General features: G+C 49.0%; 17 protein-coding genes. 5 read left to right on the top strand and 12 right to left on the bottom strand.

Features of this window, described 5'->3' with window-relative positions:
* Positions 1-3 precede the first annotated feature (3 nt).
* Together IB222_RS23710 and dld are read right to left on the bottom strand one after the other, a co-directional pair.
* A complete protein-coding gene (locus IB222_RS23710; RefSeq protein ID WP_149385164.1) occupies positions 4-723 on the bottom strand; it encodes a (Fe-S)-binding protein in 720 nt (239 codons plus the stop codon).
* Between the two features lie 130 nt (positions 724-853).
* Entirely contained in the window at positions 854-2,551 is a 1,698-nt protein-coding gene (dld, locus tag IB222_RS23705; protein WP_149385165.1) for a D-lactate dehydrogenase, read from the bottom strand.
* Between the two features lie 439 nt (positions 2,552-2,990).
* Between dld and IB222_RS23700 the strand changes: the two genes are divergently transcribed.
* Positions 2,991-4,544 (top strand): L-lactate permease, encoded by a 1,554-nt coding sequence (locus IB222_RS23700; protein WP_029396275.1) that lies wholly within the window; start codon positions 2,991-2,993, stop codon positions 4,542-4,544.
* Positions 4,545-5,016: 472 nt separating this feature from the next.
* Here IB222_RS23700 and IB222_RS23695 read toward each other — a convergent pair whose 3' ends face one another.
* Entirely contained in the window at positions 5,017-5,598 is a 582-nt protein-coding gene (locus IB222_RS23695) for an aromatic amino acid transport family protein (protein WP_275052596.1), read from the bottom strand.
* Between the two features lie 32 nt (positions 5,599-5,630).
* Here IB222_RS23695 and IB222_RS23690 point away from each other — a divergent pair.
* The 4 genes from IB222_RS23690 to IB222_RS23675 all read left to right on the top strand — a co-directional run bounded on the left by IB222_RS23690 (position 5,631) and on the right by IB222_RS23675 (position 7,908).
* Positions 5,631-6,328 (top strand): IS1-like element IS1B family transposase gene (locus IB222_RS23690; RefSeq protein WP_223822560.1). Its coding sequence is split into 2 segments (ribosomal slippage): positions 5,631-5,880 and positions 5,880-6,328, totalling 699 coding nucleotides; the frame shifts between segments, so codons are not numbered across the junction.
* A gap of 442 nt (positions 6,329-6,770) precedes the next feature.
* Positions 6,771-7,007, top strand: coding sequence for a hypothetical protein (locus IB222_RS23685; RefSeq protein WP_149384840.1), 237 nt, complete (start codon positions 6,771-6,773; stop codon positions 7,005-7,007).
* A 25-nt stretch (positions 7,008-7,032) separates the two neighbouring features.
* The gene (locus IB222_RS23680; protein WP_149384839.1) at positions 7,033-7,326 is read left to right on the top strand and encodes a hypothetical protein; all 294 of its coding nucleotides are present in this window, start codon (positions 7,033-7,035) and stop codon (positions 7,324-7,326) included.
* 177 nt (positions 7,327-7,503) lie between these two features.
* Positions 7,504-7,908: an H-NS family nucleoid-associated regulatory protein gene (locus IB222_RS23675; RefSeq protein WP_149384838.1), complete on the top strand. Its 405-nt coding sequence runs from the start codon at positions 7,504-7,506 to the stop codon at positions 7,906-7,908.
* 606 nt (positions 7,909-8,514) lie between these two features.
* On the opposite strand, the gene IB222_RS23670 is transcribed toward IB222_RS23675, so the two are convergent.
* The 9 genes from IB222_RS23670 to IB222_RS23630 form a co-directional block, all read right to left on the bottom strand.
* The gene (locus IB222_RS23670) at positions 8,515-9,372 is read right to left on the bottom strand and encodes an HNH endonuclease signature motif containing protein (RefSeq protein ID WP_000784387.1); all 858 of its coding nucleotides are present in this window, start codon (positions 9,370-9,372) and stop codon (positions 8,515-8,517) included.
* 15 nt (positions 9,373-9,387) lie between these two features.
* A complete protein-coding gene (locus IB222_RS23665; RefSeq protein WP_001224686.1) occupies positions 9,388-9,696 on the bottom strand; it encodes a hypothetical protein in 309 nt (102 codons plus the stop codon).
* Between the two features lie 548 nt (positions 9,697-10,244).
* Positions 10,245-10,670, bottom strand: coding sequence for a hypothetical protein (locus IB222_RS23660; RefSeq protein WP_149384837.1), 426 nt, complete (start codon positions 10,668-10,670; stop codon positions 10,245-10,247).
* A 253-nt stretch (positions 10,671-10,923) separates the two neighbouring features.
* The gene (locus IB222_RS23655) at positions 10,924-11,739 is read right to left on the bottom strand and encodes an HNH endonuclease signature motif containing protein (RefSeq protein WP_001572439.1); all 816 of its coding nucleotides are present in this window, start codon (positions 11,737-11,739) and stop codon (positions 10,924-10,926) included.
* A 12-nt stretch (positions 11,740-11,751) separates the two neighbouring features.
* A complete protein-coding gene (locus IB222_RS23650; RefSeq protein ID WP_000985911.1) occupies positions 11,752-12,162 on the bottom strand; it encodes a hypothetical protein in 411 nt (136 codons plus the stop codon).
* A 101-nt stretch (positions 12,163-12,263) separates the two neighbouring features.
* Positions 12,264-12,470, bottom strand: coding sequence for a hypothetical protein (locus IB222_RS23645; RefSeq protein ID WP_000134171.1), 207 nt, complete (start codon positions 12,468-12,470; stop codon positions 12,264-12,266).
* A gap of 60 nt (positions 12,471-12,530) precedes the next feature.
* Positions 12,531-13,856 carry a type II toxin-antitoxin system HipA family toxin gene (locus tag IB222_RS23640; RefSeq protein WP_149384836.1) on the bottom strand — a complete coding sequence of 442 codons (1,326 nt, stop codon included), beginning with the start codon at positions 13,854-13,856 and terminating at the stop codon, positions 12,531-12,533.
* Positions 13,857-13,860: 4 nt separating this feature from the next.
* The gene (locus IB222_RS23635; RefSeq protein WP_024143021.1) at positions 13,861-14,154 is read right to left on the bottom strand and encodes a helix-turn-helix transcriptional regulator; all 294 of its coding nucleotides are present in this window, start codon (positions 14,152-14,154) and stop codon (positions 13,861-13,863) included.
* 400 nt (positions 14,155-14,554) lie between these two features.
* The gene (locus IB222_RS23630; protein WP_053271570.1) at positions 14,555-15,943 is read right to left on the bottom strand and encodes a hypothetical protein; all 1,389 of its coding nucleotides are present in this window, start codon (positions 15,941-15,943) and stop codon (positions 14,555-14,557) included.
* Positions 15,944-15,946 lie beyond the last annotated feature (3 nt).

Below are 15,946 nucleotides of genomic sequence, written 5' to 3'. Positions count from 1 at the left end.
CCCTCAGCGGCTCATCAGCACTTCAGCAATATGCATCACTTTGACCGGCTGGCCTTCACGCTGCAGTCGGCCGCCAATGTTCAGCAGGCAGCTAACGTCGGCACCAATCAAATACTCCGGTTTCGCATCCATGAGATGCAGGACTTTCTCTTTCACCATCTCGCCGGATATTTCGGCCATTTTGACCGAGAAAGTGCCGCCGAATCCGCAGCAGGTGTCCTGATCGGCAAAGGTTAACAGCTCCAGACCGCGTACGTTTTTCAACAGCGTGAGCGGCTCTTCTCTCACGCCCAGCTTGCGAGTCAGGCTGCACGAAGGGTGATAAACCGCTCTGCCCTGCAGGCTGGCACCGACGTCCACGACGCCCAGTTTGTTGACAATAAAAGAGGTGAGATCCTGCATACGCGCGGCAACCTTTTCGGCGCGCAATGCCCATACAGGTTCATCGGCCAGATACGTCGGGTAGCTTTTGACCGCATAGGTGCACGAACCTGCCGGAGAGATAATCGGATCGTCATTATCCTCCAGCGCAGCGATCATGTTTTTCATCCCCGGGATGGCTTCTTTGATATAGCCACTGTTAATGGCGGGCTGACCGCAGCACCCCTGCTTCTCGGGGAAATTAACGCGGCAGCCGAGCTTTTCCAGCAACAATACGGAATCGCGTGCCATCCGTGATTTCAGCGCGTCACCAATACAGGTGACAAAGAAATTTACATTCACAATAAATACCCCATTGCTTCATTGCCTTTTAAAACCGGCGACACATCGCCGCCCGGTAATAATTCAATAATAAAAACTGGCCATTAATAAAACGGTGATACCTGACCTTTACTGTTTTATTGTCTTTTCGTCAGGCCCAGTTTTTACGTTTACTGGTTTTACCAATGCCCGGGTTCATGCTGTTGGTCGGGTCATTTTCCTGATAAAACCGCGCCAGGTTTTCAGGCGCTTTATAAAGGTGGCCAACATTATGTTCTGCCGGATATTGCGCCCCGCGTTGGCGCAACAGTTCGAGCATCTGTTCTTTTAACGCGTGCGCATCAACGCCTTTTTTAACGATATAATCCTGATGGAACACATGGCACATAAAGTGTCCATAATAAAGTTTATGCACCAGCTGACTGTCAATTTCAGCCGGCAGATGTTCATACCACTCGGTATCATTGCGGCGTAGCGCAATATCCAGCGCGAGAATATCCTCAACCTCATCAGAATGAACGGCCTGATAGCGAATGGCGGCTCCCGCTGCAGCAAAGCGGTGCAGAAACGCCTTGCTGCCCTCTTCCGGGGTACAGGCAAAGAAATCTCCGTCTGCCGTTTTAAAGTACTCGGTTAACCACGCCTGCGCTTCGCCAATGCCGTCCCCTGCCATTTTCAGCATCAGATGATGCTCGTAGTTGTCACGCCAGGTTTTCATGCGTGGCGGGAGATGGCTCGGGAAAAGATGACTGAATGTCTGCATTGCGCGGTCGGTAAAGTGCGGGCGGAAAATCTTCACCTTCTCCAGCATGGCCTCGGTGCGCCCCTTCAGATTAAAGAAAAACGGCATTTTGTCGGTGCCGAGTTTGTCGATCATCAGGAAGGTGTCTTTGCTGTATTTCTCTGCAACATCATAGATATCACGATGCATATACTCACCGGCGACCGGTAAGTGTGTAAACGTCGCCAGCATATGGCGGCGTATGTCCGTCAACACCGAGGTCTGATTGGTACCAATGTAGAACACCTGCTGATTCTTCTCAGCTTCAAAGGTGTCCAGACGCACGGCAAACACCGCCAGTTTCCCCGCGCAGCCTGAGGATTCGAACAGGCGATCCGGGTCGGCGTTGTAGCGCGCCGGGGTGTCGGCATCAACGTCTCTGACGCGGGTTACGTAGTCGTGGTCGTGCGCGTGACGCCCGTCATGACTGACGTCAGCACGCGCAATCGCGTTGTTATCCAGGCGGGCGAGGATCTGTTCCGGCGTCTCGCCCAGTTCGATGCCCAGATGATTGACCAGTTGTAGCTGTCCCTGTTCATCCACACGGGCAAACAGTGACATCTCGGTGTACGCCGGGCCACGCTGAACCAATGCACCGCCGGAGTTATTACAGATACCGCCAATCACCGACGCACCAATGCAGGAAGAGCCAATCACCGAATGCGGCTCGCGGCCAAACGGCTTCAGCGCCTTCTCCAGCGAATACAGCGTGGTGCCCGGATACGCCAACACCTGCTTGCCCTCATCCAGCACATGCAGACTGTCGAGGCGCAGCGTGCTGATGATAACGATGTCGCGATCGTAGCCCTTGCCGTTCGGCGTGGAGCCTTCCGTCAGGCCGGTATTTGAGGCCTGCATCAGAATGATTTTATCGGCCTCCACGCAGGCCTTGAGCACCTGCCACAGTTCAAGCAGAGAGCCGGGGATCACCACCGCCAGCGCCTCGCCCTGACCCGAGCGGAAGCCCTTGCGATAACGCGCCGTTTTGGACGGATCGGTAAGGACGTAGGCGGGGCCAACCCGTTGGGTAAGAGCAGTCAAAAAGGATTTATTATCAGTGTTTTTCATGGAGGGCGGCTCTCCGCTCCTTATATCAGGGCAATCGAAAATGGCGATAGATTCATTTGTATGACAAAACAAAATAAAATAATCCCCCAATCATTACTTACATGCAATACCCTGGTTTATTTCTTTCGGCCTCGCTCACATTTTTACATTGAATCCTGATCTCATGAAAATTCATTCAACAACCGTTAAGCCATCACTAAACATCTTATTTCCTTTATTCCACAAATCAATTCATACCTATTTAGAGCTAACCCTATTGAGTATCACAATATTTAGTAGGTATTCTTTTTTAATTAAAAAATAACATTATTAATACAATAAATAAGCATTATATTATTTATTTCGCTGAAGCGATTCAGTCTACATTTTTTATTCTCACGTTCATGTAACTTTCCCAACCCAAATTAGACTAAATTAAATAAATCCATCAGGAATAGCCATGCACGGATATTTAATGTTCGCTTTAGCCCTTTCACCCTTGCTGCTTATGGTATTTTTAATATTGAAATTAAAAATGCCAATTCATTATTCAGTCTTGATTACGCTGGCCTTTACCATCGCGCTGTCGGCGATATTCTGGGATATGCCGTTACAGAATTTGAAAGCCTCCGTGGGCTATGGTGCCCTCAAAGGGTTATGGCCGATTGTGATTGTGATCCTCGGTGCGATATTCAGTTATAACGTGATGCAGGCCACCAAAGCGCTGGATATTCTGCGCGATATTCTCGCCAGTATTAGTGAAGATAAACGCATCCAGGTACTGCTTATTTCGTGGTGTTTTGGCGGATTTCTTGAGGCCGCCGCTGGCTACGGCACCGCGGTTGCCATTCCTATCGGCATCCTGATCGCACTGGGATTCAATCCGCTCAAAGCGGCCATCGCCTCACTCGTCGCCAATACCGTGCCGACGGCATTCGGCGCGGTGGGTATTCCGGTTTCAATTCTCGCTGAACAGGTTAACCTGCCGGTTTTCACCCTCGGCGGAACCATTATTATGCAGCTGGCGCTGTTTAATATTCTGCTGCCGTTTGTGATTATTTGTATTATCGGCGGTGGCCTGAAGGCGATTCGCGGCGTGTTCTTCATCACACTAATTTGCGGTATTACCACGCTGGTGCCGCAGTATTTTGTCGCTATCCACCTTGGCGCAGAACTCCCTGCATTTGCCGGCAGCCTGGTCAGCCTGTTTGCCGTCGCCATTCTTGGTCGCCTGCGCAACGGCAAAACCGCTCCCGAATGGCGCATTGAAACCAGCCATACCCGGGAAACCACACCGCGCTCGGCGAAGGTGCTGTTCCGGGTCGGCTCCATCTACCTGTTTATTTTTATCTTTATTCTGCTGTGCTCGCCGCTGTTCCCGGCGGTAAAAGCGGCAGCATCGCAGCTGGCTTCGGTGCTGCATTTCACCCTCGCCGACGGTAAAACGCTGGCGCTGAAAATCGAGTGGGTCACCACGCCGGGGATGCTGATCATCTTTGCGACCCTGATCGGCGGTTTTATCCAGGGGGCTTCGGCGCGCGGGATGCTGGAAGTGTTTGTCAAAACCATTTTCCAGTTGAAGAACTCGATCGTCGCCATTATGGCGATTGTTGCGCTGGCCACGGTGATGGATCTCAGCGGTATTATCGCCACGCTGGCTCAGTCGATTGTTGACCTGACCGGCGGCTCGTATGTCTTTCTCGCCCCGGTTATTGGCGCGCTGGGTACGTTTGTCACCGGCAGCGACACCAACTCGAATATTCTGTTTGGTAAACTGCAAACCATTGCTGCCAGCAAGTTGAATATTGACCCTAACTGGCTGGCGGCGGCCAACACCTCCGGCGCGACGGGCGGGAAAATGATCTCCCCGCAGAGCATCGCCATTGCGGTTTCCGCCACCAAAATGGAAGGCCAGGCGAACCAGATTATGTCTGGCACCATGAAATACTGCTGCGCCTACATCGTGATCCTCGGCTTAAAGGTCGGCCTCTTTTACTACTGGTTTATGGCGTAACGCATTGTCAACCCCAGCCATATTCTGGCAAGCGTGTTTGACAAGACGGTGAACAAAAAGGTTTACAGCCACCCGGTCAGGAGAACGCCGCGGCTGGCTTTACGATTTGTCGGCGCTGACTAAAATAGCGCCGATATTTCAAAGAGAGGATTGTTGTTATGTTGTTCTGGAAAAAGATGGTGAAGAAGTTCGACGCCTTTTCTGCGTTGATCCCACCACGCTACTTCCGCGTGTAATGCCTGGCACTTATGCCTGATGGCGCTTCGCTTATCAGGCCTACGTTTCACGCACATTTGTAGGCCGGATAAGGCGCAAGCGCCGCATCCGGCTGCTACAGCAGAGTAAAACACTCACCCCTTTCTCTTACGCATTCCGCACGTTCTTAACACCACCACCCGTAAACGCAGCCACGCAAAGCGATAAACCAGCGGATGCTGAAACCGTAGCAATGTCAAAAACATAGCGCCTCCCGTTACCGGAACGTAGGCAGCAGGCCAAACACGTCCAGCACCACCGTCAGATAGACAACCGCCCCGCAGACGATCACCAGGTTAAGCACCGTGTTATTGCAGGGTGCAGTGTAGCTGGCCGTAGGGAAACGCTTACGCGCCGCTTTTACCAGGAACGGTGGCAGGATCACGCTCCAGATGGTGAAGGCCAGACCGGCATAGCCGATCGCATGAACAAAACCATTCGGGAAGAAAAAGCACACAGCAGCCGGTGGGAAGTAGGTTACCAGCGCAGTTTTCAGACGACCGACGCCATTATCCGGGAAGTGAAACAGGTCAGCGATATAGTCAAACAGGCCGAGGGTTGCCGCCAGCAGGGAACTGGCTACCGCAAAGTTGCCGAAGAAGGTCAGGATCAGATCCATATAGCGGCTGGTAAACAGCCCGCTGATGGCCTCGACAAACACGTCGATATTGCCGCCTTTAGCGATAATCGGCGGGAATTCCGAACGGCTGATGTTGCCCATCGTCACGCCCAGCCAGAAGACATACAGCAGCAGAGCAAACAGCGTACCGATGATTGGTGATGCTGCCAACTTACTGATTTAGTGTATGATGGTGTTTTTGAGGTGCTCCAGTGGCTTCTGTTTCTATCAGCTGTCCCTCCTGTTCAGCTACTGACGGGGTGGTGCGTAACGGCAAAAGCACTGCCGGACATCAGCGCTATCTCTGCTCTCACTGCCGTAAAACATGGCAACTGCAGTTCACTTACACCGCTTCTCAACCCGGTACGCACCAGAAAATCATTGATATGGCCATGAATGGCGTTGGATGCCGGGCAACCGCCCGCATTATGGGCGTTGGCCTCAACACGATTTTCCGCCATTTAAAAAACTCAGGCCGCAGTCGGTAACCTCGCGCATACAGCCGGGCAGTGACGTCATCGTCTGCGCGGAAATGGACGAACAGTGGGGATACGTCGGGGCTAAATCGCGCCAGCGCTGGCTGTTTTACGCGTATGACAGGCTCCGGAAGACGGTTGTTGCGCACGTATTCGGTGAACGCACTATGGCGACGCTGGGGCGTCTTATGAGACTGCTGTCACCCTTTGACGTGGTGATATGGATGACGGATGGCTGGCCGCTGTATGAATCCCGCCTGAAGGGAAAGCTGCACGTAATCAGCAAGCGATATACGCAGCGAATTGAGCGGCATAACCTGAATCTGAGGCAGCACCTGGCACGGCTGGGACGGACGTCGCTGTCGTTCTCAAAATCGGTGGAGCTGCATGACAAAGTCATCGGGCATTATCTGAACATAAAACACTATCAATAAGTTGGAGTCATTACCTAGTTGATGCTGCCTATGACGAGACTTTAAATGATAATGCACCCGAAATTGTAATAGCTGGAGGATTCAAAATTGATATCCAAGGTAATGCAGTTCCGGTTGAGGGATATGATAATTGCTCTTTGAATACTCTTCAGGGAAGCGTTGATACGGATAAATCAAATTGTATTGTTCTGGATAGAACACGTAAAAAAGTACCGGTTCTAGTTCATTTGTCATCCGGTCCCGTCAAAGAAGAATGGAAGATCGAGCACCAGGTTGAAAAAACCAAATCCGGCAAAAATTTCATCCAAACTCGTATGATTAGACCTGACGGTAACTTTGTAGTGCCTGCATCCTCAGAACGAGGGATCTTTAGTGGCAAACATTACAGTCAAGCCAGCTAAGTCAAGTCTGTCCGTTCAAACAGAAAAAAGGTTTCTTAAAAATGACGTTATCCGCTGCATTGCAAGGCACTTTTAAAGAGATGAGGAAAGACAATACAGTAGACATCACAGTTCAAACTTGTTCAGATGTTTTTGACAGCAATGTTCCTCCGGCTTATGTTTTCTGGCTTTATCGTCTCAAAGCAGGAGAAACTTTGCCGCGCGGAAGGTTCTTCAGAAAAAGAAAGCCAATCATCAATGTTATGGCAGTTGTTCATGATGCTGCATTCGAAAAATAACTGCGCTATCAGGAAAGTTACTTTTATGAACGTAATTGCAGCTGGAATTTTTTGCTTTATTTTTTACCCTACAGCTTTCGCTTATGCTTGTTATAAAAAGAGATGGCTAGAGTGGATTTTTCTTACTTTAATTATAATTTTTGCTTCTGCCATTTCGATTCAACAATACAATGAAGCGAATTTTGTAAGTGAGTTAAATTACCCTATGTTTATCTCCGCCATATATGGCCTGTCACTGGCATGGTTTTCTTTTCCGATTGCTTATGTTGTTCTGCGCTTCCTTCTTGATGATTTACAGCATGAGTACCCTAAACAGTGAGCAGATTTTAAGACTCATGAACAACATCGAAAGCACGAAACAGTCTGCACAAGGAAGATAAGGAGTATTCTTAGCAAGATATCTTTGTACCTGAAGACATAAAGCTGGCATCTTTTTCCTTATAGAGTGTATTATGATTAAGTAAATCCTTATCAAAGAATTAGAAAGTGAGGTCGTATGCCTGAAGCACTCAAATCGTTAAACAATATTCGTACTCTTCGCGCCCAGGGCCGCGAGCTGCCTTTAGAAGTACTTGAGGAAATCCTCGAAAAGCTTAATGTCATTGTTGATGAGCGTCGTCAGGAAGAATCATCCAAAGCTGCCGAACTGCAAGCTCGTCAGGAGAAACTTGACGCCCTGCGTAAGTTAATGGAAGAAGATGGTATCAACCCGGAAGAGCTGCTTGGCTCATTCCAGGCCAAATCTACGGCTACCAAGAAAAGCCGTGAACCACGCCCGGCCAAATACTCATTTACTGATGAAAATGGCGAAACAAAAACGTGGACTGGACAGGGCCGTACCCCCAAAGCTCTGGCAGAACAAATTGCAGCCGGTAAAAGTCTTGATGATTTCCTGATCTAACTTTTGCCACCAGTTTTGATAGAGGCCACTTCGGTGGCCTTTTCTCATACGGAATCAATTTCAGGTACAGAACATATGAAAAATTCAGAACCTAAGAGCTGTGATCCCTATGTGGACAGTTTGATTAGAAATGCAGATGCAAAGGAAGCCAGGTCATTTCTCAAGATATTGAAGCCCTTACCATTCCTTATCGTTATCATCGCTGTATTCTTTTTTTGGGTATCGTTTTCCCGTTTATTATCCCAGGTCGCGTAAAACCTTTTTAAAGACTCTTCTTTACCAGATATGCTCCCTCACCGGGATGGTTTCAACCTCTTCAGTTTCCCATATTGGCAAAACCGTCAGGAAATAAGACGATACCCTCCACGCTTTCCATTAAAGCGGGATGACGACGCCCAGTTCTTACGACCAGACTCCACGTTTTCGATTAGGATGCCTTTGGGCCCTTCTAACGAGGCCACCTCAACAACTCGCACTTTCCGGATCAGTCTTGGATCCACTTCTTCCCAGATCTGGCCAACTGTAATATCTTTTTGAGTTTGCATTTAATCTCTCGCTGTCATTTAGTGAACAAGACTAATCCTCGCCGTGGTTCAGCTTATGGCTTTATTTACGCTGACGATCCTTAGCCTTAAATTTTTGCCATCGTATCCGAAGGTTTTCGATGTTAACCGGAACCTGCATGCGTGTCGTCTCTATCTCATTCCCATGCCATTTCAGGAGATCATCATCCAACTCCCGGGCCTCCCGGCTGAAGTAAATTTTCATAGTGTCAGGGTTTATGGCGCAATGGTCATTGTCGAACAGTGTATGGATATCACGGCGAAGTAAAATTCCGTTCGTTACGTCGGGAATGCCTTCTTCATGACGTGGCGTTAAGTGCGCGGCCTCAGTACGCCAGGGGGACCTTACGCCGGTGACAACACATCGCCCGTAGCAATTCAACCTAACATCCCGGGCGAAAGGACCTTGGTCAGGACTGGTGACAGAAGTACATTCCTGGCCCTCTTTGTAGATACGCTTCGGGAAGTCGATAGTGGTTTGAGCTGTTTGGGAAAGTGACACATACGTAACCCCTTTGTATCTCTTTATCCCACCATTAAAAGTGGTAGGAATCGAGCTGGTTATGGCCACCAGTTTCACATCGCCCATTTCGACGATCTTAAGGCTCTTATTAGCGGCTACATGTAACTGGATGAATTTACCTACGTACACATCATGGTTCTCATCTTGTCTTTCAACACACAGAACGACATGGTCGAAGGTTCTCTTGTCAGAGATTACCCAGTTGCCGGTTTTCACACGGCCTGCTTCACTCACCCCTGCGGTAAGATCGGGTATGAGCGTCCCCTGCATGCCGTCAGTTCGAATTGAAAGAATTTCACCCGATAAACCCAGCTCTGCAAGCTCACTAATAAACGGTCTTTTCATCCGGCTTACCGGTTTTGGCTTCGTCATTTTCATCTTTGCTGTAGCACCTCAGTACCCCATTGCTCGTTCCTGGCGGGACAGCCGTTCATCAGCAGCCTGAAGACGCTCATCACGCCGCCGTGCTGCCAGAACCCGTCGTTCTGAAAAAGACATAGCCGCTACGTTTGGTACGCTGAGCTTACCGTCACCGGCACAAACGTCACAGCGAACATCAAATGCTCCGGCAAAATACTTTTCACGCATTTCTGGCTCCCACTCAGCCATTTCTGATTGGGTGAATCCATTTTCAAAGGCCGGGTTTTCCATGGTCCCGTGGCCTTCGCACTGGTGACAGATTATGTACTTAAATTTGCGCATGTAACGCTCCTGTATATGATGGATGAACCACTCTCGTTCAGGGTTATGGCGAAATGTTTATCGCCGCAGCGAGAGATTCAGTCTTGCTATCAATATTCCTGAAGGTTGTCCGCCTGATTTCAGGGTAAGCATTCATTCACTGGCCGGTTCTACCTTATTATTCATACAGATTAAAGTAGTTGTGCCTGCTACTGCGGTCACCTTCCTTGACAAAGTAAGCAAAGTTTGAAAAATTTAACACCGACGAAAGGCCATACCTTCGTTAGTGTGCGAAAGCCGCTTGCGAGCGACGGAATAGGTGAAAGCTTTAGTCAGGGTTAATTACCCTGTCTGCGGTGATGGGATGGCTCAGGCGTATATCATCACTCCTTCCAAAGTCCGTACACACTCTTTCAGCCTTTGCAGAAATGCAGGGGCTGTTTCATATCAGACAAGCGCAATGAAATTTTCAAATGCTTTCCAGAAATTCAAAGGCCTTAAGCTTTATCTGTATCTTACGGTCCCCGCACGGAAAGTAACTTTCCTGAACAGGAACCGCCTTGCCAGCCTTAACTTTCTAAATGGTTAAAGTTACACCAGGCTGTAAATGGTGAAACAGTTTTTGAAGCCCATGAAACACCGCTGTCGGAAAGATAACTAGCCCCAAGACGTCTAACTTCTTTTTGATGTAGAGCTAATTCTTTCGGATCGGCAATATCTTCCACCACGCTCATCATGGCCATCTGAACTCCGGGAGATGCCATTTTATAAGCTGTCGAGCTTGCAACTGAATTTTTCAGGATTGCCACTCTTTCTTTTTCTGGTCGTCCATTGTCAGACGTATTCGCATAAGTTGTACCGGCAATCAACAACGGAAGGCTGGCATTGGCACAGAAATGCATAACGCGTTTTTGCTGGAGCTGTAATTCAGTGGCTGCAAATGCTTTACCACATCCGAGGATTCCCAGAATCATAATTAAAGCTGTTTTATTCATAAAATTAAAACCGTCCTTTTTAGCTCTTTAACTGTTGCGGTTATCTCGGTGTGGATATTTATGAAGTGTATGATACCCACTTACCTGAGACTGCCAGTATACTGGCTCAGGTATTAAACCTAAGAGGTCTGGTGCACCGGTTTTAACCTTTTCATTTCGCTTTTATCTTGTGCCAGGCTGTTGAGTCAGAATTTAAAGGTTTGTGGCATGCAGGTTTTACTGCCAGGTTTAGGCACAACCTGGCTGTCACCCTTCATTGATCCTGAGCAAGGCCCTGGTATTCTGCCCAGCGTACGGCCAGCCGCTCTAAGTCCAGATCGTACACCAGCGGTGTGATTTTACGGCCTTCAAACAGCTCGCCCACCTCAATGCCTGGCTTAAAATGAACGGTCAGGGTGGCCGGATCTATGCCCATAAGATCGGCATCAAACAGCGCATGCATTGTTGGAGTCATCAGGATGCCATTAGACGGATTGTACCGGGTTCCATGTTCAATGTGTGCCGCATCCAGGACACCTCCATTAACCCAACCGGTTACCGCACAACGGCCCGCGAAATTCTCGATGAGCAGAGCTTTGAATTTACCCTGTGCCACGCCACTACGTTGCGTCACTACGCGCTCGCAGTGCTCACCCTGGATATCTACGTCAGGTTTCCGAATTGGCTCGCTGGTGGCCGTCTCAGCTTGTTTTAGGGTGGAACGTGGATAGGCCAGGTTATATGCTGCGCCTGTGGTCATTTGCTCGATGACCGCGGGCGCATAACCTTCTGCTTCCAGCTTACGATATGCAGCCCGGTAGTCTCTTTGGGTTTTCAGCGGGTAAATCTTCCCGCCTTTACCATCGAAAGCGATAAACCAGAAATCGTCCGTGCCAGTTTCAAGATTTCTGCAACGTTTCAGATGCCATCCGCCTTCTCTCGCCCAGATGGTACGGTTATTTCTGGCATTCGTTTTGTCATACCCGTGCTCGTCAAGCCAGCTATCAAAGCTGGTCAGCCCCAGGTCCTGAACCTCCAGAGAAGGGACACGAATGACCTGCAAGGTATGGCGTGGTCTTGGCTCTCTCATCTTGATCTCTTCCTAGCGCTGGTCTGGGAAATACGGATATTGCGGGCCATATTCATAATCATGCGGGCCTGGCTCAACTTCCCAGAATGGACGGCCGCTAATAGTCTTTGGACCGCGCTCGTTTACGATGTCTTCTACATCCTGAATATTAAATGGCATCGTTGCCAGTAACAGCTGATCTTCGGGTGTCAGCGTCACAGTTGCACCGTCGATACGGCTGTAAAGGTCGGCAAACTGTTTACCTGCACCGTGCAACCGGTGCTCCGCTACACTTCTGATTGCGTGTAAGTCCAGCTCCGCCGCTTCCATGCGATCCACGTATAGTTTCATTTCTTTACGCAAAGCGCTCAGCTCACGGGTTTTAATAAATCCGTAGGCGTACCCACCCAGGGCGATAACTGCAATGATTGCTAAAATAGCCATTTATTTTCTCTTACGTTACTGCGGCCGCCGCTTTAGTCTTAATGTGAAGCCTGGGAATTCGCTGAATGAAGAATACGTTTTCACCCCCAGACCGACAGCTGTTAAGGCGCGATCCCAACACTCCATTTGTAAGTATCAGGCCCATCTTCTCCGCTGGTGGCATCAGCTACAATCTGTGCATAACGTTCTCCAGCAAGTTCTCTTACCATCTGATCCACGACCCATTGCAGATGATGCATTTCATCGGTTCCGCCGTAACGACAAGCCAACTCAATAGCCCGCTCTATTCTTTTTTGTTCTTCAGTCATACTGAATCCTCACGCTTACATCAGCTATTCTGAAAACATGCACACTATAAATTGCGGCTGTCATTTCTCAGCCAGGCGCCTGCATTGCTGCCTCATTCCATCAAAAATACTTTCCGCAAGCTGCTGGGGGAACTGGTCCGGAAGAAGCCCGCTAACACGTTCAATGACACCCGGGGTTCTGGCGATGATTTCCTCTATCATCGCCTCTGTCTGCTGTTTACTCAGGCCGGTTATCTCACCATGCCTGATCCAGTGGCGTCGTTGTATTCGATATATCTGGTAATAGTTGCTACTGCCACGTACGGCCATCGCCAGTTTGCACTTCTGCCAAGATATCTGATTGTTCCCATGACCGATCACCGGCCATGCCGACAACACATCATAGTTTGGTGTAAGGTGATAACGTCCCTGTGGCCCAATAGAAATACTGAAATTTTTAGCGTGGCCATCTGTTGCGGCCATCATCCAGAAAATTATCTGCGTCATAAAAAACTGCGCTTTGTCACGCTCAGCACGGTCTGAATTACTCAGAACCTCCATAATTTCCGATATACCTGGCCCGCCGTCCGCCTGATATTTTCGTAATGGCGAAACGCCCAGGGCCTGACACATATCCTCCTGGGGTAAACGAATGATCCATTGTCCGTCTCCTGACCATTTTCGGTCAAAACGTTCTACCACCAGCGCTTTCTGATCTTCAAAGTGAGCAATCTGCGTTCTTGCCACGGGGAGCCCGTACTGGTCGAGAAGTACCGAGCAGAGCCATTCATTTTCAACCGACGAGCTCATGTCGGCTTTCATGTTCCCCACAAGTCCGAGCGGTAGCTTGAATATATGCGTCGTTGGTGTATTACCCTCCGGCATACACCACCGCTCTTCATGCCACAGTAGGGCTGTTTTCTCCTGAGCACCGGCAATAGATAAACGTAAGTCGTCGTTATCTTCTGGCCTGCCCGGTAGCAATGTCTCCGTGGTATTACGCAAAGTTGCCGCAATTTCTGATTCAGTAAGCGGGTGATACTTCACGGAATATAAATCAGTGGGTTCATCTCCGTCATGAAGCAGCTGTATCGCGCCCACGCAGTCTTTTCCCAGCTCCGTCAGCAGATCAAAAGGCTCCAGGCTATCGGCCTTGTAACGCATTGCCAGACGTCTGCGTATGCCTTCGCTGTCCGGGAGTAAATTATCAAAATAGTCACGTACCACATTTCCACGCCAGACCTGGTTCCCGGGAGTAAAAGGAAGGGACAATGACAGCGGCCTTCCCTGTTCGTCAGCAACCCATTCAGGAAGGTATTCTAAGCTGTCTACCCCTTTGCTTTTTTCCCAGTACCCGACTTTGATGCCGTTCATCCAAATTACCAGACGTTGCTGTTTCCGGCTCATATCGTTACCAATCCTCCTGTCGTGCAGGTGAATTTAATTTATATATTTCTTCCGTCTGCTTCCTCTCTGAAGAAGTGGTTGCCGAGGAGAAGCTGATTTTTACACCCAGGACGGAAAACACCTTGAATAGCCGTTCAATGCTCGCACTGGCAGGGTTGGCTTCCAGACGTGAGTATGTCTGTTGAGTGACACCTAACCTTTCGGACAGGTCTTTTTGCGTCAGGCCATTCGCCTTGCGAAAACCAATGAGCAAGGGACGCAACTGGTTGAGCGTGTTTAACGGGTAATCATTATTGATCATAAGCTGGCCTCAGTAGTTCCTCTGATACACCTTGTACGCTGTTTTCTAAACATACACCCTAAAAGCTGTAATATCAAATTAACAGCCTAAAAGCTGTTAAATAGAGAGTACAACCTTTAGGCTGTTACCAAGTGGCAGCATAAATCTTTATGACGTTTGATATGAGAGAACTATCAATAATAAGCCGTTACGCTCGTACAGCATCCGGGAAGAGAGCTGACAGATCAGGATCATCGGTAAACGAGAAGCGGAGTATCTTATGGCCCTGTTGTGAGCTGTATAAATAACTACGAGCTACTCTCTGCCTCGGGGAGGAGGCAGAGAGAGTATTAAAAGCAAAGGCAGACATTTTTAGCAGCTGGTGGGCTATGGGGTTCCGGAGGTGCTCCGGTGAATGTTACTTGACTGGCAAGTTTCCTGCTCTGATGGTCAATGCCTCGATGCTGTCTATATTGTTCTGAAGCCGTTCCAGTTCTGCCTTTTCAATACCGGCCCAAAGCTTTAAGTGTCGCTGATAAAGGGACCACTTGAGTGAGTGAAAACCATTCCAGGCCAACCCCATCCAAGAGGCGTAATTCGCATTGAGAATATTGCCGGTGATATACATTTTACCTGCGTTAACAGCACTGGAAGTTCCATAACCCAGGGCAAGCATCATCCGGAAGCGTGGATTTAGCCGCAACGGCATGGTATCCAGTAAGGTCTCCCCAAAAGCTCCTTTTCCCAGCGATACCTGTTTCACCACATAGAAAACCCGCATCAAAACTTCCATTATGGTCATCGGAATACTTGTCACGATAAACTGACGAAAGTCATATCCGTTGACATACATGTACTCTATTTGTTTGCCGAAGTTAGAACTCCCCACAGGGATCCCCTCAAGCATACGAAGTAGCCCCATAAAAGGAGCCGGTAAACCCATGCCACGGTTTCCTTTTGCTGAGGGGGCATTAACATCCGATGCCAGGTGTCCAAACATTCTGGCGATGAGCCTGAAAATATTGGTTTCGTCAGTAACGCCTTTACTGGAAGGATAAACCACGATCTGTCCATTCTGAACCACCGTACAGGTCCCGTTCAGCATATCCTTTATACCGAAAATAATGCCCAGTATGGGATCGTGTGACAAAGCTCTTAAGCGGTGATTTGTGGGAGACAAAACGCCACCGGCCGCACCCACTAAATCGCTGCTGATCGAACTGTCTGGTGCCCCTATAGGGAACAAATCTGAGAGTTTTGTACTCAGGTCCTCCGGCAAAATGGCATTGAAGGCTTTCTGCACCTGTTTATTGAAAATACCATCCACTTCTGCCGTAAAGCTCACCGTAGGTTTTGGCGGGGCTCTGACGCAAAGTAAATCCAGCATGGATGCTATGAGCCCGCATCCGCAGGCAATAGCATAATCCCAGGCGTCGAGTGCGTAGCGATCATTAAATTCTTTAATATGATTCTGGATCCGGGCATCTACAACAGCCAGGTCATCCGTGGAGAGTATTGTGGCCAGTCCAATATCACCGCATACACGCTGGTTAGCCTCGCTATATATAGTCTTGAGACCAGTAGAATGCATGGCAGTATCTGAAGGGGTCATTTCTCGCAGATGATGTTCTTTAAGCGCCAGATGCTCCGCTTCATCAAGTTCAGTGCCGCTGATTAGCCCGGTCAACTGTGCCTTAAGGCTCTCTATATCACTGTTAATTGTCTCGTGAGCGTTCGCGATATCCTGACCACGGAGCTGAATATAACGGATGGCCCTGAACTCATCATCATAAGGAGACTGACTCATGTG

This window comes from Citrobacter sp. C13, assembly GCF_014596815.2.
Classification (GTDB): Bacteria; Pseudomonadota; Gammaproteobacteria; order Enterobacterales; family Enterobacteriaceae; genus Citrobacter; species Citrobacter portucalensis.
This window is presented reverse-complemented; position numbering and strand designations above follow the sequence as displayed.